The organism is Tabrizicola sp., assembly GCF_041919135.1.
Lineage (GTDB): Bacteria > Pseudomonadota > Alphaproteobacteria > Rhodobacterales > Rhodobacteraceae > Tabrizicola.
In genome coordinates this window covers 63,971-73,459 of the sequence record NZ_JAYRUJ010000017.1, presented here as the reverse complement: position 1 = coordinate 73,459, position 9,489 = coordinate 63,971, and the positions used below count along the sequence as shown (strand labels likewise).

Below are 9,489 nucleotides of genomic sequence, written 5' to 3'. Positions count from 1 at the left end.
CTCGATGCCCCCGGCGACGGCACCCGGTTGCAGAAATCCCCTTCCCTTCGCCGATTTCCGCCCTATAGTCCGGCCCCATGACCAGGGGACCCCAGATCCGCTCCACCGCCGAGGCCGCTCCGCGCCTCGCGATGCCCCTTGGACTTCTTCTTCTTAGCCGCCTCTGAGCGTGCCCCCGGGCGCGACCGCTCAGAGGTGACCAGCGCCCCGCTCTGCAGCTAAGATCCAAGGACCAGATCCATGACCATACAAGACCGCACCACCCAGGACCGCGTCGTCATCTTCGACACCACCTTGCGCGATGGCGAGCAATCGCCCGGCGCGACCATGACCCATGAGGAGAAGCTGGAGATCGCCGGCCTCCTGGACGAGATGGGCGTCGACATCATCGAGGCGGGCTTCCCCATCGCCAGCGAGGGCGACTTCGCCGCCGTCAGCGAAATCTCGAAACGCGCGAAGAACAGCACCATCTGCGGCCTCGCCCGCGCGAACCAGAAGGACATCGACCGCTGCTGGGAGGCCGTCCGCCACGCGAAATCCCCCCGCATTCACACCTTCATCGGCACCTCTCCCCTGCACCGCGCGATCCCGAACCTGGACATGGACCAGATGGCCGAGCGGATCCACGAGACGGTGACCCACGCCCGCAACCTCTGCGACAACGTCCAGTGGTCGCCGATGGACGCGACCCGGACCGAACCGGACTACCTCTGCCGGGTGGTCGAGATCGCGATCAAGGCCGGGGCGACGACGATCAACATCCCCGACACCGTCGGCTACACCTACCCGATGGAATCCGCGAAGATCATCCGGATGCTGCTGGAGCGGGTCCCGGGCGCCGACAAGATCATCTTCGCCACCCACTGCCACAACGACCTCGGCATGGCCACCGCCAACGCCCTGGCGGCGGTGGAGGCGGGCGCCCGGCAGATCGAATGCACGATCAACGGCCTGGGTGAGCGGGCCGGGAACACCGCGCTGGAAGAGGTGGTGATGGCGATGCGGGTCCGCAACGACATCCTGCCGTTCCAGACCGGGATCGACACCACCAAGATCATGAACCTGAGCCGCCGCGTCAGCCAGGTCTCCGGCTTCCCGGTCCAGTTCAACAAGGCCATCGTCGGCAAGAACGCCTTCCTGCACGAATCCGGCATCCACCAGGATGGGGTCCTGAAGAACGTCCAGACCTTCGAGATCATGCGGCCCGAGGATATCGGGCTGACGGCCAAGAACATCGCGATGGGCAAGCATTCGGGGCGGGCCGCGCTGCGGGCCAAGCTGAAGGAACTGGGCTTCGACCTCGCCGACAACCAGCTGAATGACGTCTTCGTCCGCTTCAAGGCGCTCGCCGACCGCAAGAAGGAGGTCTACGACGACGACCTGATCGCGCTGGTCTCGGACGAGCAGTCGAACGACGCCTACGAATTCCTCCAGCTGAAGAAGCTGCGGGTGGTCTGCGGGACCGAGGGGCCGCAGGAGGCGGACATGATCCTGACCGTCGACGGGGTGGACCACCACATCGACGCCACCGGCGACGGGCCGGTGGATGCGGCGTTCAACTGCGTGAAGATGCTCTTCCCCCACAAGGCCAACCTGCAGGTCTATCAGGTCCATGCGGTGACTGAGGGGACCGACGCGCAGGCGACCGTCTCGGTCCGGCTGGAGGAGGAGGGGCGGATCGTGACCGGCTCGGCCGCCGATACCGACACGATCGTCGCCTCGACCCGGGCCTATATCAACGCGCTGAACCGGCTGATCATCCGGCGGCAGAAGACCGCTCCGGGCGAGGATGTGAAGACGGTTTCCTATCACGGAGAGTGAGGCTGTCCACAGTGGACAAACGCGCACTACCCCGGAAAATCAAAGACTTGGAAGTGCGGGTTAGGAGTTTATTAACTCTTGGCCCGCACTCCCTCGGCAAGGGTTGCTGACGCAGGCGTTGCGGGACGCGCGGCGCGACCGACAGGTCGGCGGCTCATGGGGCGACGGGAACACTCCCCGGCCAAAGGGTAGGAATACGGCAGCGGAGAGGAAACGCCATGCCGAAAATCCCCTGCGTCCGGCATGGGTCGGGGCCGCCTTGCCATGGCCGGGTTTCCGGCGCGCCCGGCGGAACCGAGGAAATGGCGCGGCAGGCGCTCAGCCGCCTTTCATCTCTTGCAGCGTGTTGCCGCCATCGACCACCAGCATCGTCCCGGTGACATAGCTCGCCTCGTCCGAGGCGAGGAACAGCGCGGCGGCGGCGATCTCGTCCGGGGTGCCGGGGCGGCCGGCGGGGGTACGGGTTCCGGCGGCGATCTCGTCCTCGGAGGAACTTTCGGTCGCGATCCAGCCAGGCAGGATCGCGTTGCAGGTGATCCCCTGCCGCCCGTATTCCAGCGCGATGGAGCGGGTCATCCCGGTGATCGCAGCCTTGGCCGTGGCATAGGCGGATGAGCCGTCGATGGTCACGACCGGCCCGGTCACGCTGGAGATGTTGACGATCCGGCCAAACCCGCGTTCGGCCATTCCCGGCAGGGCGGCGCGGCAGCAGTGGAAGGTGGTGTTGATGTTCAGCGCCATGTGATGCGCCCAGGCCTGATCGCTCCACCCGGCAAGGCGGGCGCGGTCCACCTCGCGGCCGGTCTGCACCATGCCGGCGTTGTTGACCAGGATCTCGACCGGGCCGAGCGCGGCCCCGACCGCGGCGAAAAGGCCCGTGACCTGCGCCGGATCGGTCAGGTCGGCGACATGGCCAAGGCAGCCCAGCGTGGCGGCGCGGTCGTGGATCCGGCCGGTCGTCGCCGTCACCGCCATCCTGGCGCCGGCCTGCGCCAGCGCCCGGGCGATGGCGAAACCGATTCCCCCGGCGCTGCCCGCCCCCGTCACCAGCGCCACCCTGCCCCTCACACCCGCCATGTCCGCCCCCCGCCTGTCAGGGTGGAGAATGCCAAGACATCGGAAATGTGCAAGCCTGCTGCAACAAACGGCGCCGCGGTCGAGGGAATAGTTCGCATTGTCCATGCACGCGGATTTGAGCACATCGCCGCCCCCGGGGCTTCCGCTTCATCCGCTGCGACCCTATAAGGAGGCGCCTCGCCGGGACTGGACCCCGAGTCGGGTGTTTCCGTATTGCCAGCGCGAAGGAACCCACATGTCGCTTCTCCCCGGCCTCTTCTCGTCGGACATGGCCATCGACCTTGGGACCGCGAACACGCTGGTCTACATCCGGGGCAAGGGGATCGTGCTGAACGAGCCCTCGGTGGTGGCCTATCACAACAAGGACGGCAAGAAGCAGGTCCTGGCGGTGGGCGAGGATGCCAAGCTGATGCTGGGCCGCACCCCCGGCACGATCGAGGCGATCCGCCCGATGCGCGACGGGGTGATCGCCGATTTCGAGGCGGCGGAGGAGATGATCAAGCATTTCATCCGCAAGGTGCACAAACGCTCCACCATCTCCAAGCCGAAGATCATCGTCTGCGTGCCGCATGGCGCGACGCCGGTGGAAAAGCGGGCGATCCGGCAGTCGGTGCTGTCGGCGGGCGCCAAGCGCGCCGGGCTGATCGCGGAACCGATCGCGGCGGCCATCGGGGCGGGGATGCCGATCACCGAGCCGACCGGCAACATGGTCGTGGACATCGGCGGCGGCACCACGGAGGTGGCGGTCCTCAGCCTTGGCGACATCGTCTATGCCCGTTCGGTCCGCGTCGGCGGCGACCGGATGGACGAGGCCATCGTGAGCTATCTGCGCCGGCACCAGAACCTGCTGATCGGGGAATCGACGGCCGAGCGGATCAAGACCAGCATCGGCACGGCGCGGATGCCGGATGACGGGCGCGGGGCCTCGATGACCATTCGTGGCCGCGACCTTCTGAACGGCGTGCCGAAGGAGACCGAGATCAACCAGGCCCAGGTCGCCGAGGCGCTGGCCGAGCCGGTGCAGCAGATCTGCGACGCGGTGATGCAGGCGCTGGAGGCGACGCCGCCGGACCTTGCGGCCGATATCGTCGATCGGGGCGTGATGCTGACCGGGGGCGGCGCGCTTCTGGGCGAGCTGGACCTTTCCCTGCGCGAACAGACCGGGCTTTCGATCTCGGTGGCGAACGAGTCACTGAATTGTGTTGCGCTGGGGACGGGGAAGGCTCTGGAATACGAGAAACAGCTTCGGCATGTGATCGACTACGATACCTGACGCCTGAACCCCGGAAGGGAAGGCTGTAGCCTTGGCCAAGACCCGCATCGGACCGGAGGAATTCCAGCGCCCGCTCCGCCGCCTGCTGGTGGGGATCGCGGTGCTGATCCTGCTTGGCCTGTTCCTGCTGTGGCGGATCGATTCCCCGCGCGTCGAGCGGTTCCGCGCGGCGCTGATCGACGCGGTCGTGCCCTCGATGAGCTGGGCGATGGCGCCGGTCACCTGGGCCTCGGACGTGCTGGGCGACTTCCAGTCCTATGCGCAACTTCTGGAGCAGAACCGCGAGCTGCGCGAGGAATTGCGCAAGATGGAGGCCTGGAAGGAGGCCGCGCTGCAGCTGGAGCAGAAGAACGCGCGGCTTCTGGACCTGAACCAGGTGCGGCTGGACCCGAAGTTCACCCATGTCACCGGGGTGGTGATGGCCGATAGCGGCAGTCCGTTCCGGCAGTCGGTGCTGCTGAACGTGGGCGCGCGGGACGGGATCCGCGACGGCTGGGCGACGATGGACGGGATCGGGGTGGTCGGCCGGATCTCGGGCGTGGGCGAGCGCACCAGCCGGGTGATCCTGGTCACCGATACCAACAGCCGGATCCCGGTCACGGTGCAGCCCTCGGGGCAGAAGGCGATCCTGTCGGGCGACAACAGCCCGCTGCCGCCCCTGGAGTTCATCGAGGATACCGACGAGGTGCGGCCGGGCGACCGGGTGGTGACCTCGGGCGATGGCGGGGTGTTCCCGGCGGGGCTTCTGGTCGGACAGGTCGCGCTGGGCACGGACAAGCGGCTGCGGGTGGTGCTGGCCGCCGATTACCAGCGACTGGAGTTCCTGCGGGTGCTGCGCAGCCACGAGCTGGAGCCGATCACCGATCCGGGCGGGCTGATCGCGCCGCCGGTGCTGCCGCCGATGCCCGACACCTCGGCCGCGGCGGCCGAGAGCGCGGCGGGCACGCCCCCGACCGCGATCGAGGGCGGCAGCGTCGAGGCGGGCGGCTCGGGTGCGGCCGAGGGGGCGGATGCGGGCGATGGATGATTTCTGGCGCCAGACGCACTGGATCTTCCGCGCGCTGTTCCTGGGCCTTGCGCTGCTCTTGCTGTTCGTGCGGCTTCTGCCGCTGAACCATGCGCCGGGGGCGCTGCCGGGGCCGGACCTCCTCATCTGCCTGATCCTGGCCTGGATCGTGCGGCGGCCGGATTTCCTGCCGATGCCGCTGATCGCCGGGGTGATCCTGCTTGAGGACCTGGTGCTGATGCGGCCGCCGGGCCTGTGGACCGCCATCGTGGTCCTGGCGACCGAGTTCCTGCGCTCGCGCATCGCGCTGACGCGAGAGCTGAATTTCATCGTGGAATGGGTGCTGGTCTCGGGCGTGATGCTGGCGATGCTGCTGTCCTACCGGCTGGCGCTGGGGCTGGCCTTCGTGCCGCAGCCGCCCTTCGGTTTTGCCGTGGTTCAGATGCTGTGGTCGATCGCGCTTTATCCGCTGGTCGTGGGCCTGTCGCGGCTGATCTTCGACCTGCGCAAGCCCGCGATGGGCGAGGTGGATGATTTCGGGAGGCGGCTGTGAGACGCAATCCCCGCGAGGCCGAGGAAAGCAACCGCCAGCTGAACCGGCGCACCCTGATGCTGGGCGGGGCGATGGGGGCCATGGTCGCGGTCCTGGGCGTCCGGATGCGCTACCTGCAGGTCGAACAGGCCGACGAGTTCAAGCTTCTGGCCGAGGAGAACCGGATCAGCATCCGCCTGATTCCTCCGGACCGGGGGCTGATCCGCGACCGCAACGGCAAGCTGATCGCCAACAACGAGCAGAACTACCGCGTCGTCATCACGCGCGAGGCGGCGGGCGATGCGGAACTGGTGCTGCGCCGCCTGGCCAGGGTCATCCCAATGACGCCCGAGGAGGTCGAGCGCGCCATCGAGGAGGTCAAGTCGCTGAGCGCCTTCGTGCCGGTCACCGTGGCCGAGCGGCTGAGCTGGACCGATTTCTCGAAGGTCGCGCTGAACGCCCCGGCCCTGCCCGGCGTCACGCCCGAGGTGGGCCTGTCGCGGAAATATCCGCTGGACACCGATTTCGCCCATGTCGTCGGCTATGTCGGCCCGGTCAGCGAAAAGGACCTGGAGGGATTGCAGAGTCCCGATCCGCTGTTGCGCATTCCCAAGTTCCAGATCGGCAAGATCGGGGTCGAGAAGTGGATGGAGGACACGCTGCGCGGCCATGCCGGGACCAAGCGGATCGAGGTGAACTCGGCCGGGCGGGTCATGCGCGAGCTGGAGCGGCAGGAAGGTGACGCGGGCGCCGACATCCGGCTGACCATCGACGCGGGCGTGCAGAACTTTGCCCAGGCGCGGCTGGGCGCGGAAAGTGCGGCGGTGGTGATGGTGGATGTCACCAACGGCGACATCATCTGCTGCGCCTCGGCCCCGTCCTTCGACCCGAACCTCTTCGTGCGCGGCATCAGCCATACCGACTACAAGGTGCTGATGGAGAACGACCATCGGCCGCTGGCGAACAAGACCGTCTCGGGGGCCTATCCGCCGGGATCCACCTTCAAGATGGTCACGGCGCTGGCGGCGCTGGAGGCCGGGGTGATCACGCCGGAAACCCGGGTGCGCTGTCCGGGCTATATCGAATATGGCGGGCGGCGGTTCCACTGCTGGAAGCGCGGCGGGCATGGCTCGGTCGGGCTGGTGCGCTCCCTGTCGGAAAGCTGCGACGTCTATTACTACGACATCGCGCAGAAGGTCGGCATCGACAAGATCGCCGAGATGGGCCGCAAGCTGGGCCTCGGGCAGCGTTTCGACATCCCGATGTCGGCGATCACCGAAGGCATCATGCCGGACAAGCAGTGGAAGCTGGAGAAGCACAAGCAGGACTGGCGGATCGGCGACACGATCAACGCCTCGATCGGGCAGGGCTATGTGCTGACCTCTCCGCTCCAGCTTGCCGTGATGACCGCGCGGATCGCCAGCGGGCGGGCGCTTGTCCCGCGGCTGGTGCGGATGGTCAACGACCAGGAACTGCCCCTGGCAGAGGCCCCGCTGCTGGAGATCCCGCAAGCCCATCTCGACGGCGTGCGGCTGGGCATGCACGAGGTGGTGAACGGCGACCACGGCACCGGCAAGTCCAGCCGCGTCGTGGACCCGACCATGATCTTTGCCGGCAAGTCCGGCACCAGCCAGGTGCGCAACATCTCGAAGGCAGAGCGCGAAGCCGGGGTGATCTCGAACGACGACCTGCCCTGGGACCGCCGCGACCATGCGCTGTTCGTGGGTTTCGCGCCCTTCGACGCGCCGCGCTATGCGGTGGCGGTGGTGGTGGAACACGGCGGGGGCGGCTCTACCGCCGCGGCCCCCATCGCCCGCGACGTGATCCTGCGCGCCATGTCCGACGGCCTGCCCTCGCTGGAGGCCTATCCCTCCAGCCAGCGCGGGCGGATCGAGAGCATGCTGAAGGAACTGCCGCTGCGCGACCCCGAGACCGGGATCGTGCCGGCAAAGACCGAGACCTGACGGGGGGGGCGCGCCATGAGTTTCCTGGAATACCGCGTCAAGCAGGCACCCACGGGGCTGCGCAAGGTCCTGTATCTGAACTGGCCGCTGGTGGTGCTGATCACGGCCGTCGCGGCGGTCGGCTTCCTGATGCTTTATTCCATCGCGGGCGGCAACCTGGAGCCCTGGGCGCTGCGCCAGATGCAGGTCTTCGGCCTGGGCATGGGGCTGATGTTCGGCATCGCGCTGGTGCCGATCTGGTTCTGGCGCAGCATGGCGGGGATGGCCTATCTCATCGCCTTCCTGCTGCTTCTGGTGGTGGAGTTCTTCGGCACGGTCGGCATGGGGGCGCAACGCTGGATCGACCTGGGGTTCATCCGGCTGCAACCGTCCGAGATGATGAAGTTCACCCTGGTGATGATGCTGGCGGCCTATTACGACTGGCTGGATCCCAAGCGCGTCTCGCGGCCGCTGTATGTGCTGATCCCGGTGCTGCTGACCGTCGCGCCGACGGTGCTGGTGCTGATGCAGCCGAACCTCGGCACCTCGCTGATGCTGCTCTTGGCCGGGGGGGCGGTGATGTTCGCGGCCGGGGTCTCGCTGTGGTATTTCGGCGCGGTGATCGGCGTGGCGGTGGCGGCGGTCGTCGGCGTCTTCACCCTGCGCGGCACGCCCTGGCAGTTCCTGCACGACTATCAGTACAAGCGGATCGACACCTTCCTTGATCCGACGGCGGATCCCCTGGGGGCGGGCTACAACATCATCCAGGCGCAGATCGCGCTGGGGTCGGGCGGCTGGGGCGGCAAGGGCTATATGCAGGGCACGCAGTCACGGCTGAATTTCCTGCCGGAAAAGCACACCGACTTCATCTTCACCACCCTGGCCGAGGAATTCGGCTTTGTCGGGGCTTTCTCGCTTCTGGTGCTGTACGCGCTGATCATCGGCTTTTGCCTCGTCGCGGCGCTGCGCAACCGGGACCGTTTCTCGGCGCTGCTGATCCTGGGGGTGGCGGCGAACTTCTTCTTCTACATCGCGGTCAACCTGTCGATGGTGATGGGGATGGCCCCGGTGGTCGGGGTGCCGCTGCCGCTGCTCAGCTATGGCGGTTCGGCGATGCTGGTGCTGCTGGTGGGCTTCGGCCTGGTGCAGAGCGCCCATGTCCACCGGCCGCGCTAGATGCTTCGCTTCCACCCCCGTCATGGCCGTTTCATCGCCGCCTTCGCGATCGGCGCGCTGCTGGCGCTGATCGCCTGGGTGCAGCAGATGTCGCCGGTGCTGTCGCTTCTGTCCGGCGTCAACGCCTTCTTCGTGCTTTACCTGGGCATGATGGCCCTGCGCATCCCCGCCCTGACCCCGGCCGAGCTGCGGCGCCATTCGGCGGCGGCGGATGAGGGGGTGGCGCTGATCCTGGTGCTGGCGCTTCTGGCGGTGGTCACCAGCCTGACCGCGATCTTCCTGGTGCTGAACGCCCCCGACAGCGGCGAACCGGCCATGGTGGCGGCGCTGATCGGCGTGCCGCTGGGCTGGGCCACGGTGCATGTCCTGGCCGGGCTGCATTACGCGCATCTGCATTACCGGGGCAGCCAGCCCGGCATGGTCTTTCCCGGCAAGGGAGAGCCCGACGGCTGGGATTTCCTTTACGCCAGCTTCACCATCGGCATGACGGCGCAGGTCTCGGACGTGCAGGCCGAGACGCGGGCGATGCGGATGGCGGTGCTGGTCCATTCCATCGTCTCGTTCTTCTACAACACCGGCATCCTGGCGCTTGCGGTCAATGCGGCGGTGCTGGCGGGAAGCCCTTAACAAGCGCGGCCGCCTGGGCGATAACCACCGGGTT

Annotated in this window: 8 protein-coding genes; 7 read left to right on the top strand and 1 reads right to left on the bottom strand. The window is 67.4% G+C overall.

The features are described 5' to 3' along the window. Positions 1 to 240: 240 nt before the first annotated feature. Complete coding sequence (locus ACE3UA_RS13295; RefSeq protein ID WP_374645870.1) at positions 241 to 1,821, top strand: 2-isopropylmalate synthase; 1,581 nt, start codon at positions 241 to 243, stop codon at positions 1,819 to 1,821. A 318-nt stretch (positions 1,822 to 2,139) separates the two neighbouring features. Here the strand turns inward: ACE3UA_RS13295 and ACE3UA_RS13290 are convergent, their stop codons facing one another. Then, on the bottom strand, positions 2,140 to 2,898 hold the full coding sequence (locus tag ACE3UA_RS13290; protein WP_374645868.1) for an SDR family NAD(P)-dependent oxidoreductase: 759 nt from the start codon (positions 2,896 to 2,898) through the stop codon (positions 2,140 to 2,142). Positions 2,899 to 3,133: 235 nt separating this feature from the next. Here ACE3UA_RS13290 and ACE3UA_RS13285 point away from each other — a divergent pair, with 235 nt between their 5' ends. Genes ACE3UA_RS13285 through ACE3UA_RS13260 form a run of 6 tightly spaced genes read left to right on the top strand, consistent with a single transcriptional unit; the run spans position 3,134 to position 9,455 of the window. Then, a complete protein-coding gene (locus ACE3UA_RS13285) occupies positions 3,134 to 4,171 on the top strand; it encodes a rod shape-determining protein (RefSeq protein ID WP_197645122.1) in 1,038 nt (345 codons plus the stop codon). Between the two features lie 31 nt (positions 4,172 to 4,202). Continuing rightward, complete coding sequence (gene mreC, locus ACE3UA_RS13280; protein ID WP_374645865.1) at positions 4,203 to 5,198, top strand: rod shape-determining protein MreC; 996 nt, start codon at positions 4,203 to 4,205, stop codon at positions 5,196 to 5,198. Further along, entirely contained in the window at positions 5,191 to 5,730 is a 540-nt protein-coding gene (locus ACE3UA_RS13275) for a rod shape-determining protein MreD (RefSeq protein WP_374645863.1), read from the top strand. The genes mreC and ACE3UA_RS13275 overlap by 8 nt, the downstream gene beginning before the upstream one ends. Then, positions 5,727 to 7,673: a penicillin-binding protein 2 gene (gene mrdA / locus ACE3UA_RS13270; protein ID WP_374645861.1), complete on the top strand. Its 1,947-nt coding sequence runs from the start codon at positions 5,727 to 5,729 to the stop codon at positions 7,671 to 7,673. The genes ACE3UA_RS13275 and mrdA overlap by 4 nt, the downstream gene beginning before the upstream one ends. 15 nt (positions 7,674 to 7,688) lie before the next feature. Next, positions 7,689 to 8,828, top strand: a complete 1,140-nt coding sequence (rodA, locus tag ACE3UA_RS13265; RefSeq protein ID WP_374645859.1) for a rod shape-determining protein RodA — start codon at positions 7,689 to 7,691, stop codon at positions 8,826 to 8,828. Beyond that, positions 8,829 to 9,455: a DUF1345 domain-containing protein gene (locus tag ACE3UA_RS13260; RefSeq protein WP_374645857.1), complete on the top strand. Its 627-nt coding sequence runs from the start codon at positions 8,829 to 8,831 to the stop codon at positions 9,453 to 9,455. Positions 9,456 to 9,489: the final 34 nt, after the last annotated feature.

What these genes read in the sequence shown, in the direction of transcription:
- rodA (WP_374645859.1), top strand. Translation starts at nt 7,689, where the DNA reads ATGAGTTTCCTGGAATACCGCGTCAAGCAGGCACCCACGGGGCTGCGC.
- ACE3UA_RS13275 (WP_374645863.1), top strand. Translation starts at nt 5,191, where the DNA reads ATGGATGATTTCTGGCGCCAGACGCACTGGATCTTCCGCGCGCTGTTC.
- ACE3UA_RS13285 (WP_197645122.1), top strand. Translation starts at nt 3,134, where the DNA reads ATGTCGCTTCTCCCCGGCCTCTTCTCGTCGGACATGGCCATCGACCTT.
- ACE3UA_RS13260 (WP_374645857.1), top strand. Translation starts at nt 8,829, where the DNA reads ATGCTTCGCTTCCACCCCCGTCATGGCCGTTTCATCGCCGCCTTCGCG.
- ACE3UA_RS13290 (WP_374645868.1), bottom strand. Translation starts at nt 2,898, where the DNA reads ATGGCGGGTGTGAGGGGCAGGGTGGCGCTGGTGACGGGGGCGGGCAGC.
- ACE3UA_RS13295 (WP_374645870.1), top strand. Translation starts at nt 241, where the DNA reads ATGACCATACAAGACCGCACCACCCAGGACCGCGTCGTCATCTTCGAC.